Annotated in this window: 15 protein-coding genes; all 15 read right to left on the reverse strand. The window is 36.4% G+C overall.

The genetic code is table 11. The annotated features are described in order from the left end of the window. Nucleotides 1–37: 37 nt before the first annotated feature. Entirely contained in the window at nucleotides 38–1,933 is a 1,896-nt protein-coding gene (locus CLV00_RS09110) for an SPFH domain-containing protein (protein ID WP_099714820.1), read from the reverse strand. A gap of 219 nt (nucleotides 1,934–2,152) precedes the next feature. Then, nucleotides 2,153–4,756 (reverse strand): cation-translocating P-type ATPase, encoded by a 2,604-nt coding sequence (locus CLV00_RS09115; protein ID WP_099714821.1) that lies wholly within the window; start codon nucleotides 4,754–4,756, stop codon nucleotides 2,153–2,155. A 49-nt stretch (nucleotides 4,757–4,805) separates the two neighbouring features. Continuing rightward, nucleotides 4,806–5,099 (reverse strand): chaperone modulator CbpM, encoded by a 294-nt coding sequence (locus tag CLV00_RS09120; RefSeq protein WP_099714822.1) that lies wholly within the window; start codon nucleotides 5,097–5,099, stop codon nucleotides 4,806–4,808. Beyond that, a complete protein-coding gene (locus CLV00_RS09125) occupies nucleotides 5,096–5,995 on the reverse strand; it encodes a DnaJ C-terminal domain-containing protein (RefSeq protein ID WP_099714823.1) in 900 nt (299 codons plus the stop codon). The genes CLV00_RS09120 and CLV00_RS09125 overlap by 4 nt, the downstream gene beginning before the upstream one ends. 54 nt (nucleotides 5,996–6,049) lie before the next feature. Then, nucleotides 6,050–6,622, reverse strand: a complete 573-nt coding sequence (locus CLV00_RS09130) for a YceI family protein (protein WP_099714824.1) — start codon at nucleotides 6,620–6,622, stop codon at nucleotides 6,050–6,052. A 257-nt stretch (nucleotides 6,623–6,879) separates the two neighbouring features. Next, nucleotides 6,880–7,941, reverse strand: a complete 1,062-nt coding sequence (locus CLV00_RS09135) for a reverse transcriptase domain-containing protein (protein WP_099714825.1) — start codon at nucleotides 7,939–7,941, stop codon at nucleotides 6,880–6,882. A 507-nt stretch (nucleotides 7,942–8,448) separates the two neighbouring features. Then, a complete protein-coding gene (locus CLV00_RS09140; RefSeq protein WP_099714826.1) occupies nucleotides 8,449–9,603 on the reverse strand; it encodes a phosphatidylserine/phosphatidylglycerophosphate/cardiolipin synthase family protein in 1,155 nt (384 codons plus the stop codon). Continuing rightward, nucleotides 9,590–10,693 carry a site-2 protease family protein gene (locus CLV00_RS09145; protein ID WP_158234593.1) on the reverse strand — a complete coding sequence of 368 codons (1,104 nt, stop codon included), beginning with the start codon at nucleotides 10,691–10,693 and terminating at the stop codon, nucleotides 9,590–9,592. Before CLV00_RS09145 ends, CLV00_RS09140 begins: the two co-directional genes overlap by 14 nt. Before the next feature lie 97 nt (nucleotides 10,694–10,790). Then, the gene (locus CLV00_RS09150) at nucleotides 10,791–11,780 is read right to left on the reverse strand and encodes a 2-hydroxyacid dehydrogenase (protein WP_099714828.1); all 990 of its coding nucleotides are present in this window, start codon (nucleotides 11,778–11,780) and stop codon (nucleotides 10,791–10,793) included. A gap of 182 nt (nucleotides 11,781–11,962) precedes the next feature. Then, complete coding sequence (locus tag CLV00_RS09155) at nucleotides 11,963–12,961, reverse strand: alpha-ketoacid dehydrogenase subunit beta (protein WP_233206875.1); 999 nt, start codon at nucleotides 12,959–12,961, stop codon at nucleotides 11,963–11,965. Nucleotides 12,962–12,973: 12 nt separating this feature from the next. Next, nucleotides 12,974–13,279 carry a zinc ribbon domain-containing protein gene (locus CLV00_RS09160; RefSeq protein ID WP_199074777.1) on the reverse strand — a complete coding sequence of 102 codons (306 nt, stop codon included), beginning with the start codon at nucleotides 13,277–13,279 and terminating at the stop codon, nucleotides 12,974–12,976. 28 nt (nucleotides 13,280–13,307) lie between these two features. Then, on the reverse strand, nucleotides 13,308–14,255 hold the full coding sequence (locus tag CLV00_RS09165) for a thiamine pyrophosphate-dependent enzyme (RefSeq protein WP_099714829.1): 948 nt from the start codon (nucleotides 14,253–14,255) through the stop codon (nucleotides 13,308–13,310). 117 nt (nucleotides 14,256–14,372) lie between these two features. Further along, nucleotides 14,373–14,831: an OsmC family protein gene (locus tag CLV00_RS09170; RefSeq protein ID WP_233206876.1), complete on the reverse strand. Its 459-nt coding sequence runs from the start codon at nucleotides 14,829–14,831 to the stop codon at nucleotides 14,373–14,375. Nucleotides 14,832–14,866: 35 nt separating this feature from the next. After that, nucleotides 14,867–15,622 (reverse strand): SDR family oxidoreductase, encoded by a 756-nt coding sequence (locus tag CLV00_RS09175; protein ID WP_099714831.1) that lies wholly within the window; start codon nucleotides 15,620–15,622, stop codon nucleotides 14,867–14,869. 12 nt (nucleotides 15,623–15,634) lie between these two features. Further along, nucleotides 15,635–18,055 carry a phosphoenolpyruvate synthase gene (ppsA, locus tag CLV00_RS09180; RefSeq protein ID WP_099714832.1) on the reverse strand — a complete coding sequence of 807 codons (2,421 nt, stop codon included), beginning with the start codon at nucleotides 18,053–18,055 and terminating at the stop codon, nucleotides 15,635–15,637. Nucleotides 18,056–18,454 lie beyond the last annotated feature (399 nt).

Raw genomic sequence — 18,454 nt, forward strand, 5'->3', positions numbered from 1 at the left:
TTGTTGAACATTTTATAAAAAACTATTGTATTACTGTTTATTCCTTCTCACTTTTTGTATCCATCATTTCCATTAGTTTCATTCCAAGAAGACCGCTGATTGGTCCGTCAGATCCATTATTTCCAGAGATTAAAACATCAGGAATTACTTTGATTTTTCCTTTGCCAATCTCCTCAGTTATTTTGTATTTCGTGAAGTTATCACCACCCATTGCAGAAACTTGTAATTGATAGGCTTCTGCAGTTGATTTACCAATAGCCATAATTTTTTCAGCTTCGGCAAGACCCGTTTTAGAAATTCTTTCAGCTTCGGCACTTGCAGTTAGTTTTGTCGCTTCTGCTTGTGCTCCAGCTCTTGCTTTAGTAGCTTCCGCTTCGGCATTAGCACGCATTTTTGTAGCTTCTGCCTCTGCATTTACATTTAATTTTAAACTAGTTGCATCTCCTTCTGCTTTTTTAACTGTTGCATCAGCAGTACGTTGGGCAATTTCAACACTTTGAGATGCTTTTACGATTTCTTTTTGCATATCCGCAATAGCGGTTTCTTTTTCCATTCCCTGACGTTGTTCCTGAGCCATTCTTTGTGTCTGATAAGTTTTTTGCTCTTCTTCGGCAATCTTCCTGTCAGTCAGAGTTTTCATTAAGGATTCTGGAGGTACAATATCTCCTATTAGTGTGTCAACTGCATTTACATTGTATTCATCAAGAACCACTTTGATATGATTTTTAGCAGATTCCTGACGTTCTTTTCTTGTTGATAAAAAGGATATTACATCACTTTCCTGAGCGGAGTTTCTAAAATAATTCCCTATTGTAGGTTCTAAAACCTGTGAAACAAGATTATTCATACTCCCAAAACGGGCAATTACTTTTGGAGCTTCATTCGCGGGAACATGAATAATTTGGGACACATCCAGATTAAAAGGGAAACCATCTTTTGAACGAACCGTAATTGTGGATAAATTTTGGTCTAAATTATGGGATTCACTGCGTGCATCTGCCCAGTTCAATACTAGATTTGTTGTAGGAACAGGCTCTAATTTAGTAGTGTATTTATTTAAGGCATATTTTCCGGGACCCAGCGGCTCCATCCATACACCACGTTGCCCTTTTGAAACAATATTTCCATGTTTGAAAGTATCACCTGTTACATCTTGTCCGTCTTCGCCAATATAAGAGATCACAACCCCAACATACCCTATAGGCACATCTGTCATAGGAGTTTGCTCTATTTGTATCGCCCAAGTATTGATATAATAGGATCCGGCAAGCATAACCTGTGGTTGCAATCCACGATTTCCGCCATTTTTTAGAAATTGATCAAAATCTTGAAAGTTATTATGATTTTCAACAAATTTACCTGCAATTTGACCAATAGGAATTGGCTCACCATCCATAGCAGTTACAATTCCGACCATATTCTCTGAAATCACAATTTGAGGAGACATTACCACTTCAAATAAAAAGGTATTAATCCTGTAAGATCCTGTAGTTATAAAGGCGGATTGACGTCCTTTTTGCCCGCCATTATTCAGAAATAAGGTAGCGTCCTGAAAATTGTCGGAGTTCACTTTTTGTGCCAAAATTCTACCCGTTGGTATTTCGGCACCATCTTTACTTAAAAGCAAACCAATATTACCTTCAGGAATAATGGTAAATGGAGCCATTTCAACAGAAAATTGCCAAGGCCACATGGCCCAATATAACCCTGGAGCAAGTGTTTTTGCCTGAAAACCAGCTTCCCCTTTGGTAGCTATAATTCTACCGTCTGGTAAGGATTTTTCGGATCCAAAGAGGACAAATTTCTTGGTCACTAAACCAATTTTATCTTCAGGAACGATTACCATTCCGAAGAAAACACGTAAAACGAATTTGTAAAGAATCAGGCATATAATCAATACCAGTACCCACCAATAATTTGTAATTGTTGTCATATTATATAAATTAGAATTGTAAAATTAAGGCAATTTTTAGTGTTAATTCTAAAAATTAGAATAATTAACGTTTGAATAATCTTACTAAATTTATATAAAAAAATATGGCTTTTAACACTGTAAACAGGCTCTTTAAGACCCGATTAATTTTGATTCAATCAAAAGTTGGCATTTTGAATATTAACATTTTTTGCGGTGTTTTTTTGCTCATAAATTATTTTAAAACAGAACATGGAAGTCAATAACTCGTCTGTTTTTAATCCATTTCTCTATTTCTCCGGCCCAAAATACAATACTTGATATCGCTAAGGTTAGTCCTAGTTCATATAAAGATAAAGGTTGGGTCTTAAAAATTTCGTTAAAGAAAGGCATGTAAATAATCATAAATTGAAGGACAATGGTTATCAATAGGGCACCAACCATAGGTTTGTTAGAAAAAAATCCAATTTTGAATATAGATTCACGCCCGGAACGAATGACCATTACATGTCCCAACTGGCTAAAACAAAGCACCGTAAAAGCCATCGTTTGCCAATGTGTATTGGCGTTATATATCGCGTAAGCTTGCATTCCTATGGTGACGCAGCCCATTAAAAAACCAATCCATAAAATGTGTAAAGCCATCCCGTTTGAAAAAATATTTTTCTTCGGATTTCTGGGGGAACGTTTCATGATATTTGCTTCAGATGGTTCTGAGGCTAGTGCTAATCCGGGTAAACCATCCGTTACCAGATTAATCCATAGGATGTGAATTGCCAGTAGCGGAATGGGTAACCCAAAAAATGGAGCTAAAAAAATAGCCCATATTTCGCCTGAGTTTCCTGTCATAATGTATTTGATAAATTTTAGGATGTTGTCAAATATTTTTCTGCCGTGTTTAACAGCAATAATAATGGTAGCAAAATTATCATCCAATAAAATCATGTGCGAGGCTTCTTTAGAAACTTCGGTTCCGTTGATTCCCATAGCAATACCAATATCAGCATTTTTAAGTGCCGGAGCATCATTTACACCATCGCCAGTCATTGCCACAAAATGATTTTTGGATTGTAAAGCATTAATGATTCTTAGTTTTTGTTCAGGATTTACACGGGCATATACTTTTACCTTTTCTACAATTTGTATAAATTCACTCTGTGTTAATGCAGTTAGTTCTGAACCTGTTAAAACTAGGTCGTCATCCGTGACAATAATGCCTAGCTTTTCGGCAATTGCTTTGGCGGTCAGCTTGTGGTCACCCGTAATCATTACCGGAATAATACCGGCTTCCTTACATTCAGAAACTGCCTGTTTTGCTTCTTCTCGTGGTGGGTCAATCATGCCTACAAACCCAATAAGTGTTAACTCATTTTCTATCAAATTAGCATCTGAAGTATCCGGTAAGGACGAAAGTGTTTTCATTGCGTACCCTAAAACCCGATATCCTTTTTCGGCCATTTCGTTGACTTTACGTTCAAATTCAGGAATAAGTGATTTTTGATTGTCATTCAGTTTGTGAAACAATACATCGACAGCCCCTTTTGTAATCACGATTATTTCACCATTAGAATTTTGGGTTTGATGCATTGTAGTCATGCATTTTCTTTTAGAATCGAAAGGCAATTCTCCAATTCGGGGTAATTTTAGTTCTAAATCAGAGCGATTCAAATTTTTATCGGATGCATATTGTACCAATGCTAACTCCGTTGAATCGCCCAACCATTTTCCGTTTTCATCTTTTGTGACATCATTATTTAAAGCGATAGCGTGCAGCAATGTGTTTTTTTCTTTAAAAAAAGGCTCATATTCTGTATCTGATGTTTCAAAAATTTCCTGTAGAGTCATTTTATTCAACGTAAGAGTTCCCGTTTTATCAGAACAGATATACGTCACGGAACCCAAAGTTTCTACAGCTGGTAATTTTCGAATAAGGGCATTGCTTTTAGCTAATTTTTTAGCACCAAAGGCAAGTGCAATCGTAACTAATGCTGGTAAAGCTTCAGGAATTGCGGCAACAGCGAGTGAAATAGAAGTAATTAACATGGTCAAAACAGATTCTCCCCGCAACCATCCGATTAAGAAAATTATAGCGCAGATAATAAGTATAATCACTGATAATCGTTTGCCAAAAGCTGCTAACCTTTTTTGTAAAGGCGTTGAGGTTTCATCGGTTTGGATCATTTTTGCGATGTGCCCAAGTTCAGTATGCATTCCAGTTGCTGTAACGTAAGCAAGTGCGCGTCCGTTAGTCACAAAAGTTCCTTTATACCCCATATTAGTTTGGTCACCAAGCGCATAATTTCCTTCGGGAAGTTCCTCAGGATTTTTTTCTACATTGTTTGATTCACCCGTAAGTGCTGATTCATCTACTTTTATTTGATGGGTTTCAAAAAAACGGACATCAGCAGGAATAACATTTCCCGCTTCAAGTACCACTACATCACCAGGGACAATATCCGATGCAGGAAGGTCGATTGTTTTTCCTTCACGTAAAATACGGGCATGGTTTGCGACCATATTCTTTAATGCTTCCATTGCTTTTTCAGCCCGATATTCTTGGATAAATCCCACGACAGCATTAATAATAATGATGGCAAGAATAATTATTGTATCCGTAACATCACCTATTATGCCTGAGATAATTGCCGCAGCGATAAGGATGAGAATCATAAAATCCGATAGTTGAGAAAGCACCATCTGTAGAATTGTCTTCTTTTTTTTATCTTCAATTTGATTTTTCCCATGTTCGCACAAGCGTTCTGATGCCGTAATATCATCAATACCGGATGGAGTTGTATTTAGCAACTGTGTTATTTCTGATAGCGGTAGTAAATGCCAGTTCATATTTTTTACTTTTTATATTCAGTAAAAAGAATATTGGGATTATCAAATCTCAACTTTCATACAAACGCAATCTGTTTTTAGTGGAAACAAGCTCATTTTGCAAAGCATCAATTTTTTGTAATAGATTAAACACCACATCAATTCCCTCAGTATTAAGATCTAATTCCTGATGGATGCGTATCATTTTCTCTATTTCATAGATGGCATCTGGATGGATATATTGTGTTTCTTGTATTGTTTTTATTTCGAGTAAACCCATTTCGCTGAGGTTGTCAAAAAAGGAGAGTTCCACTTTATAATGAATGCATAATGCAGGTGTCGGTATGAGGCTTTCTATGTTCATGACGTTCTTAACTTTGCGAGTTCCGTAAATAATTCTTTTTCTTTTTCAGTAATATTTGTGGGTATTTGCACTTGATAGGTAATGTATAAATCTCCAAATTCTCCTTCCTTTTTATAAACTGGAAATCCTTTTCCTTTCAGTTTTACTTTTGTTCCGTTTTGGGTTCCGGGTTTTACGGTTAGTTTTACTTTTCCGTCAAAAGTATCTGCGGTGATATCGCCTCCCAATATGGCAGTATATAAATCTAAAGAAACAGTGGAGTAGAGGTTGTGCTTGTCTAATTTAAAGTTGGTATGGTTTTCAATAGTGAAAGTGATGTATAAATCCCCTTTTGGGCCACCGCCAGCGCCTTCGCCACCAAGCCCGCTAATTTTTATTTGCTGCCCATTTTCGACTCCGGCAGGAATAGTAATACGGATGTTTTTGCCGTTAATTGTCAAGGTGCGTTTATGGGTGGTGTACACGTCTTTTAGGTCAAGATGCAGTTCAGCATTAAAATCCTGCCCCTTGAACTGTGCACTACGACGACCTCCACTTCCTGACGAACGACCTCCAAACATAGACTCAAAAAAATCAGAGAAATCTCCGCCACCACTGAACCCGCCAAAACCATCTTGTTGGCCACCTCTATGGTACTGCTGCTGTTGTTTTGATTTTTCAAATTCCTCCGCATGTTGCCAGTTTTCGCCATAGTCATCATATTTTTTACGATTCTCGGCATGGCTCAATACTTCATTGGCCTCATTGATTTCCTTGAATTTTCTTTCGGCTTCCTTATCGTTGGGATTTAAGTCGGGATGGTATTTACGGGCCAGTTTTCGATAGGCCTTTTTAATCTCGGCTTCGGTTGCTTTTTTGTCCACTTCAAGAATCTTGTAATAGTCTATAAATGCCATCTGGATTGTTTTTATATAATTTGTAGGCTTTATTAATACTTTAATCGAAGGTATTTACTGTTTAATAAACTCACAATCTGCTTTAATTTGTACGTCATCACTAATCATTTTCGAAGGGAATTTGGATCCTACATTAAATTCAGAACGTTTTAAAATTCCGCTAAACTGAAAGCCTGCAGTAATTGCTTTTGATTGTTCATTCACTATAGTTCCTCTATACCACATAGTAATTATTGCCGGTTTTGTGATTCCATGCAATGTGAGTGTTCCTACAAGTTTGTATTTATTCTTCCCGATTTTTTTTATGGAGATGCTTTTAAAAGTCATTTTAGGATATTTTTCCACGTCAAAGAAATCAGCACTTCGTAAATGATTATCCCGCATTTCCACTTCGGTGTCAATAGAGGCAACATCAGTCGAAAGTTCAAATACAGCATCACTAAAATCCGTTTTGTTAGTTGTTGCGGTTATCTCAAATTTTTTGAATAATCCTGCTATATCCGAAATACCATGATGTACGGTGCTAAAAGTAAGTTTTGAGTGCATTGGATCTGCTTTCCATGTTGTTTGTGCCAGCAGAAAAGTAGATAAAAATAGTGTTGCGATGATGGTTGTTATTTTTTTCATGAGGTATTATTTTTTAATTATTTGATAGGGTATAAAGATGTCCGGAGTTTGTAATCTTACTTTTATCAATATCAATTTGCATGAAAAAGACAGCACAAATGATTGTGATTTTTAGACATTTTGCGCTATCAAATTTAATTAATTTTCAGGTATAAAACAGTAATAAACAGCTTTATTTCAGGTGTTTATAAAAATAAAAAAAAACTCTAAAAGGAGTTTTTATGAAACATTTTTTTACCAAGAATGTTTTTCAATTCTTATATTGGTAGTAATTCATCTTCCATAGCTTTTAAATCCTGTTTCTTTTTTAGGTCTTTCAATATAGATTTATACTCTAAAAATTCGATGTCTTTTGGATTTATTTGCAGCACAAAATTTATTTTCCCCAACAAATGTTCGAGATAATTTTTTTGGTTAATTTCTTTGTATTCGCGGTGTTCCTCGAAACCAAATTTCTTGATATAATACATGGCTTGTCTTAAATCATTGCGTTTGTGGAATGCCACTTGCGGTTTTTCATTCACAACAATTCCAGTCACGGTTTGGCGCGTATTGGCCGTCATGAGTTTAGTCTTGTTTTTATTGATGCGAAGGTTTAATTTTTCAACAGTTTCAATAACTTTATGGAGCAGTTTATTTTCATCAAAATCCCCCGAAAAACTCATATCGTCAGCATAACGGGTATATCTTATTTTATGCAATTTGCAGTAAGCGGCAATCTCAGCATCGGCATCTTTAAAAATTAAATTCGAAAGATACGGGCTTGTGGGTGCGCCTTGAGGCAAAGTTCTGTCTCGGGTGCATAATTTGGAGAGGAGTCTCGATACCATTTTAGAATATCCCAATTGATGAAACTCTTTTTCAACTAATTCAATGGTAATTGATTGGAAGAAATTTTCTAAGTCTAATGTATATACTTTAGGCTGATTTTTATGAAATTTCAGGTTTTCAATAAGGCTTACATTGGTTTTGTATGCTTTCGCAAAAGGGCTAATGGGAACTTTATTGAGGATATTTCTCAAAATCCAGAGTTGGATTTCTTTCAAGCTTGGAAGCGGTTCAGAAATAAGTCGTTTTGTGCCATTTTTTTTTGAAATCTCAAAATCACGGTAAAAATAGCGGGGATAAACAGCCGCTTTTTTTAAGTATTCTTTCTTGTATCCCACCAGAAGTGATAAATGGGTTGGATTGTAAATAACCGGTACGTCATGAGAGAATAATACTTCGGCATAATCCAGACAACGTTGAATATTAGGCAGCGAATAGCCTAGTTTATGTGATTTTTCGGTAAAGGTTTCTTTGTATTGAGTAAAATCCATAGCGTTGAAATCGTTAATGGAGTAGGGACTATTCTGTCCCTAACCCCGATTAAGAATACCGGTTTAAAAGTTCGGAGCTCTGCGGAGAATCTTTTAAACCTGGTGCTTGAAAGAACATTCAATTACAGAGCAGTGACTCACGGCTCCGATGTTAACCTGGGCTAACAAATTTCTTTGAGAAATGAACTAAAAAAATAATTCATCCTGACTGGGAATAAACACTATTTTACTGCTTAATTTGGGAATTTTACTCTCCAAATCTTTTTGAATCCAATCCTCTTTTTTTTTAGTTTTTAGTCGGTGTGGTTCCATTGTTATTTATTTATAAAATGCTTATTATTAATGTTTTAAATGATTAAAAATCACATATAAAGTTAATTAAAAATAATTTATTAACAGTACTATTAGTGATAATTTTTTCAACAATGATTTTAATTTTAGAAACAGAATATATTTTTTGTTTTGGCACAAAAAAAGACTTTTAACCCTTGATTTCTATTTTATAAATCAATTATTGAATCGCTTATAGGGAGTATAGGTGACAATTATTTCTATTATTCGGGTAACGCAATACGAAAGAAAGTTAATGGATTTTGTAAATAGATTGTTCTTAGTTTTGAGTGATTGAGATGTTATGCTCTGGCATTGAGCAATAATTTCGATGAGGTGTGCTTGAAACATTTTAGAAAATAAATCAGAATTTATTTCAACATTCATTTCAAGGCTTCCGTACGAACTTAAATTATTCAGATTAAACGATCCTATTGTAGTCCAATTGCCATCTATTACGGCCACTTTTCCATGTAATACGGATTGGTCCCATTCGTACAATTCAATATTATAGTTAAGCAGTTTGTCATAGAGATAGCAGGTAGCGCGCCTTGTGAGCGGTAAATCTGATTTTCCGGAAAGAATTAATTTAATTTTCACCTTATTTTTAGATGCTTTTTTCAAGGCTCGAATGATTCGAATCCCAGGCAGAAAATAACTTCCCACAATAATGATGTCTTTTTTCGCATTTCTAATGGATTTTATATACCCATCACAAATCTCATTTTTGCCTTTTAACCAGTCATTCTGAAGAATACGAACCATGGCATCTTCCTGAACAAGAAAAGAAGATTTTATTTTGCTGTTGTGTAAGTGTCTTTTTTTGAAATAGATATCGGCACACAATTTTTGAAGTGGTTCGGCAATTTCTCCTTTTAATTGAACAGCATAGTCGAGCCAAGGAGCTTCTGTATCCGAACCACAATATTTATCGGCTACATTTATACCGCCAATAAGCACGACTTTTGCATCAGCAACAATAACTTTTCGGTGTAGTCTTCTGCCTAGGTAAAAAGTATAGGTTGAAAATAAAGGAGCAAAAAAACGAATGTTTATGCCGCTTTGTCTCATTTCTTTTAGTGTTTCTGAGGGAAATGATAAAGACCCCAAACCATCCAAAAGGACATAAACCTGAACCTTACGTGAAGCGGCTTCTTTTAATGCTTTAATAATTCTATTTCCGGTTGCATCGTTTTCAAAAAGATACATTTGCATGTGAATTTCAATCTGTGAATTCCGAATAATAGCCTCTAATCGAGAAAAATAATCTTCGCCACTGTAAACAAGTTCCAGATTTTTTGGAGCAATAAGGCTATTTTTACTTTCTATCATGGGCTTTATTTATTTTCACTTCGTTTATTAAAAGAAATTCCATAAGATTTTCAACATCCAAAATACCAACAACTTTATTATTTTCCATAACGAGCATTAATCTTGATTTATTGAGTTGAATGAGCTCAAAAACTTTTTCTAAAAGAGAATCGCTGTCGAGGTAAACTAAATTTCGGTCCATGACGTTGTAAATAAATTCATCATCTCCTTTTTTTGAAAGTGCCATAATAATTTGGTCCCGATTCAGTGTTCCTACCGGAATGCCTTCTTCAGTAATCAGGAAATTCTTGTTTTGGCTGTCCAATACCAATTCAACCGCTGTTTTTACAGTATCATTTGCATCAATCGTCGGATATTGTTTCATGACAACATCATGCACTTTAAAGCCTTTTAAGATAAACTTAGACTCCGTATAATCAGCTTCAACCTGAGCTCCAATAATGACAAAAATACCGATAAAAACTAAAATCGGGGAAGTGAAAAATCCAAAAATAATGAATCCCATTGCCAATAGTTGTCCTATCCGTGCCGAAATTCTTGTGGCAACATGCCTTTGTAACTTGAACGATAACAGCGCCCGTAAAATCCTGCCGCCATCCATAGGGAATGCGGGGATTAAATTGAAAAGTGCCAACCAGAAATTGACTAAAAAGAAATTGAGAAAGAAATTATTTGCGTTCACGCCATTAGATAATTCCGCCATTAATTGTTCTGAAGTATCCGGAATCGTAATGAAAATCCCTGTGATAAAGGCCAATGTAATATTTACCAAAGGTCCCGCAAAAGCGACTATTAATTCTTCCGATGGTTTTTCTGGTAATCGTTCCAGTCTGGCCAATCCGCCAATGGGTAAAAGGGTGATGTCTTTGGTTTTTATGTTGTAATTTTTTGCGGCTAAAGCATGACCGAGTTCGTGTAATAAAACAGTAACGAAAATGCACAAGATAAACACCACAGACCATATTATTTGAGTAACATTTTGCCCTGATTTGTAGTTCATGAAAATGATAAACAGAATAAGTAAAGTGAATGTCCAGTGTATGAATATTCCAATACCAGATACTTTTCCGAGTTTAAAGGATCCTTTCATCTTTTGAGTTTTTAATACTGCTAACCGCAGCATGATTATAAAAAACAGACAAACAATAAAATATTCTATTCGTTTACAAATGATTTCAAAACGGGTATCAGTTCACTTCATTTCCAGAAATACCATTATAGGCCCAGGAATTCAAATTCGCAATTGTAGTGTGTGCAATTCCCTCTAATGCCTCGTTTGTCAAAAAACCTTGATGTCCGGTAACCATCACATTAGGATGGGAACGAAGTTTTAAAAACAAATCATCATTTATTGGAGCATCAGTATGATCTTGAAAAAATATTGGTTTCTCTTTTTCGTAAACATCTAATCCTGCAGCGCCAATGGTTTTATTTTCGATTGCTTCTAATAAGTCTTTTGTATTTACAATTCCTCCACGGGCAGTATTAATAAAAATCACTCCTTTTTTCATTAATGAAAATGTGCTTTTATTAAACAGATGGTTTGTTGTTCCATTGAGTAGATAATGAATGGATATCACATCAGCAGTGGCACATAAATCTTTTAGTGAAACGTAAGTAATTGGAATTTCATCCATGAGTTCCTTGTTTTCCTTAATATCAAAGGCTATTATTTTACAACCAAAACCATGCATTATTTTTGCAAATGCAGCTCCTATTTTTCCAGTTCCTACAATACCTATTGTTTTTCCATGCAAATCAAAACCCACCAAATGATCCAAACGATAATCACCAATTTGCATTAACGTCTGACCTAAAACCAGTTTTCTGTTTAGTGCCATTAACAAGGCTACGGCGAGTTCAGCAATGGCGTAAGGCGAATATTCAGGAACATTTGCCACTTTCATAGCTAATGATTTTGCTCGGGCCAAATCAACATGATCATAGCCTACGGAACGCAGAGCAATATATTTTACACCACAAGTATATAGTTTCTGCAATACTGTCTCTGAAGCATCATCCGAAGTAAAAAGTGAAACAGCATCAAATCCTTTGGCAAGGGCTGCGGTACTTTCATTCAAAGGTTGCTCCGTAAAAACTAATTCGTGATTACCATGCGCTGCTTTTTCAAGGAAAGCCTTATCAAAACCCAATATGCTATAGACTAATACTTTCATTTTTGCTGTTTTTCATTTCTAAAAAAATACTTGTTAAGGTAGTGAATTTTTAGCAAACTTGTTTCAGTAATTTCAATTCTTATTTTTAAATTTAATGATTATAAGTTGTTTTTAATCAGTAGTTTTAAAGAGCAAACGGATGCTTATGTTGCTTCTCAAATTGGTGCTTTTTATCAAAAAAATTAATTCCGATAAAGCATCTTTTTTACGGCACTTATGATATCATTTTTTTGAGGAATGGCTGCTTCTTCCAAATGTGCAGGGTAGGGAATAGGGACTTCAATACCACACAATCGTTGTACAGGAGTATTTAAATTATAAAAGCCGTTTTCCATAATACGTGCACTCACTTCCGAGGAAATACTCACAGAGCGCCAAGCATCTTCTACTATCAATACCCGATGCGTTTTGGCAATCGAAGCCAAGAAAGTAGCCTCATCTAATGGTCGCAAAACACGTAAATCAATGACTTCTGCATCAATCCCAACGGTAGCTAATTCGGCAGCAGCCTCTAAACTTTTATACACTCCGGTTCCGTAAGTGATAATCGAAATGTCCTTTCCTTCTCGTAACACTTTGGCTTTAGCAATAGAGGCAATTGGCAAGTCAGTCGCTATTTCTTTTTCGAGATTAAGCAGCATCGTATATTCAAACAATAACACAGGGTCAGGACTTTGCAGAGCGGCATACAGCATACTTCTCGCATCTTCATGCGTTCCTACTGATAGGACAATTAATCCTGGAATGTGTGCATAAAAAGGTTCCCAACTATGCGAATGTTGTGCTCCTAACTGGCGTCCAATACCGCTTCCCATTCGTATAATTAGAGGAACATTCAATTGTCCGCCGGACATGTGCTGTAAAGTAGCCGCATTGTTCACGATTTGGTCCATTGCGAATAAACTGAAATTGACTGTCATTATTTCAATAATGGGTTTCATACCAGCCATTGCTGCTCCAATTCCGGCTCCAACAAAACCAGCTTCTAAAAGTGGGACATCCATAATGCGTTCTTCACCAAATTCCTGCAATAATCCTTTGCTTACAGCAAAAGCTCCTCCATAGCGGCCCACATCTTCGCCCATCAAAAAGACGCGTTTATCATTTTGCAATGCTTCGCGAAGGCCTTGATTCAAAGCCTCACGATAGGTGATGGATTGTGTGGCCATGTTGCTTTTCATGAGAAGGATTGATTATTGTTGTTTGCTTTTCCAACGTTTTAAAGCGGGTAAAATATTTACGGCTTTTTGAATCATATAACTGGGAAGTTTTCTTTTTTCCATATAGGTTTGTACAGCATTTTTCATGTCGTCCAGATTCATTTCCGGATTTTTAAAATCACTGTTTACATAACAATACTTGCAATAGTCATTGCTTTTAATACCGTTATTTTCGGTTCCTTTTAGTTTGTCTGCATGAAGAGGCATACCGCAACTTTGACAAAATTGGATGTCTTCCATTCTGTTTTCTTTCAATGAGTTTAGTGTAAAGTTTTTCATGGTGTTTTTTGATTTTAATGTTTATAGTTTAAATTTCGGTGTAAACAAATTTTGTCAATTGCTCTAATGGTTCCCGAGCGCTTTCTTCGGCAAAATCCAGTGCTTTCTGGATTTTTGTTTTTATTTTACTTTCAAAACCAACAATCTCACTTTCCGTAATCCATTGTTGTTGCAAAAGAAACTGCTCGAATTGCGGAATCGGATCTCGTCTTTTCCATTCCTCCACTTTCTTTTTAGCACGGTATAATTCGACATCAAACATGGAGTATGCTCTAAAACGATAGGTGTTACAAATCAGTAAACAGGGTTTTCCGGTACTTTTTATTTTTTCTACAGCTGCATTGGCAGCCTGCATTACTTTTATTAAATTCATACCATCAACGGCTGAAGATGCAATGCCTTTTTTTTCTAATTCTACTACAGTATGCGAATATCGGACTGCGTTGCCCTTAGCATACAAGTTATTTTCACAGACAAATAAAACAGGAACTTTCCAGAGTGCCGCCAGATTCTGAGCCTCCTGAAATTCACATTTGGTAATGTCATCTTCGCTAAAGAAGCAACAGATAATGTTATTTTTCTTTTGTTTTTTGGATGCCAATGCCATTCCAACAGCTATTGAAAGATTGCCACTCAATACAGAATTATTTCCGTGAAAATTTTTTGAAGCATCAAAAAGGTGCATGGAGCCACCTCGACCTCGGCTGCAGCCTTCTATTTTTCCATACATTTCAGCCATAATTACATCAGGATCAATGCCACGTGCCAAAGCATGACCATGTTCCCGATAGGTACTCAATACAGTATCATTATCAGTTAAAGCCTGCATTATTCCTACTGCTGTGGCTTCTTCACCAATGTATAAGTGCAGGAATCCTCTGATTTTGGCTTTAGTGTATAACTCAGCAGCTTTTTCTTCAAATCGCCGAATGAGCAGCATTTGATATAAAAGTAAAAGTCCTTTTTTCGCATCCATGAATTATCTTTTTTGAATCAGTTTTTGACTCGTTATTTTACTCTTGTGCTACTATTGAAATCTAGTACACGGATAATTATGCTCTGTTTTTTTTGGAAATATTTTCTGAATACTATTCTAGAAAGAATTGCCAAGTGGAACAAGATTATACTCAATAATTATTTCTGGCTCTAACCGAATGGTTGTTTTAATGGCATTTGAAATCAAACAGGCCTTTTCACTCAACTCCAAAATATGTTTTGCCCGTTCTGGTTTTTGGGAATAATGGATGACGAGTTTGGGTTGAAGAATGATTTCGGTTATGGTATGTTTCCCATTGATTTTATCGACAATACAAGTCGATTTACTCTCAAAACTTATAAACTGAAGTTTTGAATTTTCGGCAATCGACAGAAAAGTAGTTAATAGACAACTGTTTATTGCAGCAACAAACAGGTGCTCTGGAGACCAAATTTTATCCATTCCTTTCGGGAATTCAGGAGGTGTCGCGACTTCAATATTTTGAAGCAAAACGGGAGAACTTAAGATCCCTTTCCTTTTGTCGGACCATTTTAGATTTACTTCGTAAGTATACATTCTATACATTTTTTAGTGGTATTAAAACTCAAAAATTATTGTGCGACAAATCCGCCATCTACTGCCATTGCATGTCCAGTTACAAATGAAGCTTCGTCTGAACATATCCAGACCACTGCATTTGCTATCTCTTCGGGTTTGCCAAAACGTCCTATTGGCTCTAAACCTGTAAATTGTTCTATTCCTTCTTTCGTTTTTCCGGTAAGTCGATCAATCATTGGTGTTTGTATGACTCCCGGGCAAACAACATTTATTCTGATTCCTAGTTTAGAACATTCTAAAGCTGCTGTTTTTGATAATCCAATGACACCGTGTTTGGAGGCTACATAAGCTGGTAAACCAGCGAATCCAACTAATCCGGCTACAGAAGCACAGTTCACAATAGCTCCTTTGCCTTGTTTTACTATTTCGGGAATCTCATATTTCATGCATAGCCAAATTCCTTTTAAATTGATACCTATGGTTCGATCCCAGTTTTCTTCGGTGCAATCTTGTGTCATAGCGGATATTCCTTCAACACCTGCATTGTTATAAGCATAATCCAAACGTCCAAAAGTTGCTATAGTTTTTTCAACCATCGCTTTTACGTCTTCGGTTTTTGAAACATCGCATTTGATGAAAATGGTTTCGGTACCTAAATCCTTGATAAGCCGCATCGTTTCACTGTTTTCTATCCAATCCACGACAACTACTTTAGCTCCTTTTTGGGCGAAAGCCAAGGCAGTAGATTTACCGATTCCGGAGGAACCTCCCGTCACGATGGCTACTTTATTTTTGAATGTTGCTTCCATAATTAAATCGATTTACATTAGAATTTTTCTTTTTGTTTTCTTTTCCGCTTCCAAAATATTTTCAATTCCTTTTATTAAAGCATCTGGATTAAACGAGATACTGTCAATACCTTCGTTCACTAAAAATTTCGCAAATTGGGGGAGATCGCTCGGAGCTTGTCCGCACAATCCCACTTTTATTTCAAAACGTTTGGCCACCCGAATCGTTTCTTTAATTAAAGATTTGACAGCAGGATTTTCTTCGCTGAACAAATAACTTACCAGTGCGGAATCGCGGTCTAAACCTAATGTGAGTTGCGTTAAATCATTGGAACCAATAGAAAATCCGTCAAAGAGTTTTGCAAATTCATCGGCCAGTAATACATTACTCGGAATCTCAATCATGACATATACCTGTAATCCGTTAATACCTTGCACCAATCCGTTTTTAGACATTTCGGTAAGTACATTTTCACCTTCTTCAACGGTTCTGCAAAAAGGAATCATCAGTTTTACATTGTGCAGTCCCATTTCGTTTCGTACTTTTTTCATGGCTTCGCATTCTAAAGCAAACCCTTTTCGATAAAAATCACTGTAATAACGCGAGGCACCACGGAAACCAATCATGGGATTTTCCTCATCGGGCTCGTAATATTTTCCTCCGATGAGGTTGGCATATTCGTTACTTTTAAAATCACTCATTCGAACAATAACCTCTTTTGGATAAAAAGCGGCGGCAACAATTGCTACAGCTTCAGCCAGTTTATCAATGAAATAGTTTTTAGGATCTTCATAGCCTTTTGTCATTGCGGCTATTTCGGAAATAATTTTCTCATCTGTTATTTTTTCAGGTTCGCACAACGCCAACGGATGAATTTTAATAGTATTCGAAATGGCAAATTCCATTCGCATCAAACCCACGCCCTGATTGGGATAATGGCTTAACTCAAACGCTCTTTCGGGATCAGCAAGAATAAGCATGGGAGCTGTTTTTGGCATTTCAAGTTTGCTGAAATCCTGTTCTGATACTTCCCATTTCAATTTTCCGTCATAGATGTTTCCTTCTTTGCCTTCGGCACAGGAAACGGTGATTTCCTGACCATTTTTTATAACAGAAGTAGCGTTTCCACAACCCACAACGGCAACGGTTCCTAGTTCTCGGGCAACAATCGCTGCATGGCTGGTGCGTCCGCCTTTATTGGTGATAATTGCCGATGCTCTTTTCATGATGGGATCCCAATCCGGATTAGTCAAATCGGTTACTATGATTTCCCCGTTTTGCAATAAATTGCCTTCTTGTGGACTGTTTAGAATACGCGCTTTTCCGGAAGCAATTTTATCGCCAAGCGCAATTCCTTGCGTCAAAAGCGTGCTTTTTTCTTTGAGTTTGTAAATTTCCCGAACTTGTTTATTGGCTTTTCCATGTACGGTTTCCGGTCGGGCCTGAACGATGTAGAGTTGGTTATTCAAACCGTCTTTTGCCCATTCAATATCCATTGGTTTTTTATAATGTTTTTCAATTTTAGAACACCATTGAGAGAGTTGAATAACTTCTTTATTTGTTAGCGAAAACTGATTTTGTTTTTCGAAAGAAGTATCGGTGTTGATAATGGTATTTTCTGCCGATGAGGTTGCTGATTTTTCAGCATAAATCATTGTGAATTCTTTTCTCCCGCACTGTCTTTTCAGAATGGGATTCAAATCCAGGTTTTCTAAAGTAGGTTTAAAAACCATCCATTCATCAGGCGTCACTGTTCCCTGAACAATATTTTCCCCTAAACCCCAACACCCGTTGATGATGATGGTGTTTTCGAAACCGCTGTCGGGATCAATGGTAAACGCTACGCCGGACGAAGCTTTATCGCTTCGTACCATTTGCTGTACGCCAACAGAAATTGCAATGTCTAATGCAGCAAAACCCATGTCATGACGGTACTTGATGGCTCGATCTGTAAACAAGGATACAAAACAGCGATGAACGGCATCCAATAATTGTGTAGCACCGTTGATGTTTAAAAACGATTGCATTTGGCCTGCAAAACTCGCAGTTGGTAAATCTTCAGAGGTAGCACTGCTTCGCACGGCCACATCAAGGGTATTGCTGTTGGATTGTTCACTAAGGGATTGGTAGGCAGCGTAAATTTCATCCCGAATTTCGTCCGGAATGGCAGCTGATAAAATAAGGCTTCTGGCTTTTTCTCCAATGGAAGAAAGATTGGAATAGTGTTGTGTATCTAATGAAAATAATAAATCCTTCAATGGTTTTTCCAGATTATTCATTTTCCTGAAAAGACGATATCCTTCAGCAGTAACTGCAAACCCATTAGGAATACGAATCCCTATTGGATTGAGTTGATTGTACATTTCGCCGAGAGAGGCGTTTTTGCCACCAACTTTACCAATGGCATCAATACCAATTTGGTCAAAAAACAGTATGTATTTGTACTTCCCCATTTCGTATGTTTTTTAAGTATAAACAGACCATTATTGGTATGCTAGATTAGAAACAATAGAAAATTACTGGGGCGGATTTTTTAGTTAATTAGGATAGTAAATTTTGTAATTCAGAAGTAGGTTTGAAATTTACATATCAAGTTTAAAAGATGAGGTAGTAGGTGTTCCTGCCTGTTTAAACCAATACTGTAAATTTAAACAAATAATTATTTCATCGGTACAAAAAACATACTTTTTTTTGATATTTTTTATTTTAAGTATTTAATATACAGTTGTTTGTGTTTTCTTGTGTTAAGGTTGTACTATTTGTTTTATTGTCTTTTGCATCAGCAAAAAAGGTGATGCTATTGTTTCATTTGGATATGAGAATAACTACTGTTTCTCATGGAAACGCCTACT

This window comes from Flavobacterium sp. 11, from assembly GCF_002754315.1.
GTDB lineage: Bacteria > Bacteroidota > Bacteroidia > Flavobacteriales > Flavobacteriaceae > Flavobacterium > Flavobacterium algoritolerans.

Bases quoted from the DNA above. Each gene is read 5' to 3' on its own strand.
- CLV00_RS09125 (WP_099714823.1), bottom strand. From the start codon at position 5,995: ATGGCATTTATAGACTATTACAAGATTCTTGAAGTGGACAAAAAAGCA.
- CLV00_RS09160 (WP_199074777.1), bottom strand. From the start codon at position 13,279: ATGAAAAACTTTACACTAAACTCATTGAAAGAAAACAGAATGGAAGAC.
- CLV00_RS09115 (WP_099714821.1), bottom strand. From the start codon at position 4,756: ATGAACTGGCATTTACTACCGCTATCAGAAATAACACAGTTGCTAAAT.
- CLV00_RS09175 (WP_099714831.1), bottom strand. From the start codon at position 15,622: ATGGAAGCAACATTCAAAAATAAAGTAGCCATCGTGACGGGAGGTTCC.
- CLV00_RS09130 (WP_099714824.1), bottom strand. From the start codon at position 6,622: ATGAAAAAAATAACAACCATCATCGCAACACTATTTTTATCTACTTTT.
- CLV00_RS09150 (WP_099714828.1), bottom strand. From the start codon at position 11,780: ATGAAAGTATTAGTCTATAGCATATTGGGTTTTGATAAGGCTTTCCTT.
- CLV00_RS09170 (WP_233206876.1), bottom strand. From the start codon at position 14,831: ATGTATACTTACGAAGTAAATCTAAAATGGTCCGACAAAAGGAAAGGG.
- CLV00_RS09145 (WP_158234593.1), bottom strand. From the start codon at position 10,693: ATGAAAGGATCCTTTAAACTCGGAAAAGTATCTGGTATTGGAATATTC.
- CLV00_RS09120 (WP_099714822.1), bottom strand. From the start codon at position 5,099: ATGAACATAGAAAGCCTCATACCGACACCTGCATTATGCATTCATTAT.
- CLV00_RS09110 (WP_099714820.1), bottom strand. From the start codon at position 1,933: ATGACAACAATTACAAATTATTGGTGGGTACTGGTATTGATTATATGC.
- ppsA (WP_099714832.1), bottom strand. From the start codon at position 18,055: ATGGGGAAGTACAAATACATACTGTTTTTTGACCAAATTGGTATTGAT.
- CLV00_RS09165 (WP_099714829.1), bottom strand. From the start codon at position 14,255: ATGGATGCGAAAAAAGGACTTTTACTTTTATATCAAATGCTGCTCATT.
- CLV00_RS09135 (WP_099714825.1), bottom strand. From the start codon at position 7,941: ATGGATTTTACTCAATACAAAGAAACCTTTACCGAAAAATCACATAAA.
- CLV00_RS09155 (WP_233206875.1), bottom strand. From the start codon at position 12,961: ATGAAAAGCAACATGGCCACACAATCCATCACCTATCGTGAGGCTTTG.
- CLV00_RS09140 (WP_099714826.1), bottom strand. From the start codon at position 9,603: ATGATAGAAAGTAAAAATAGCCTTATTGCTCCAAAAAATCTGGAACTT.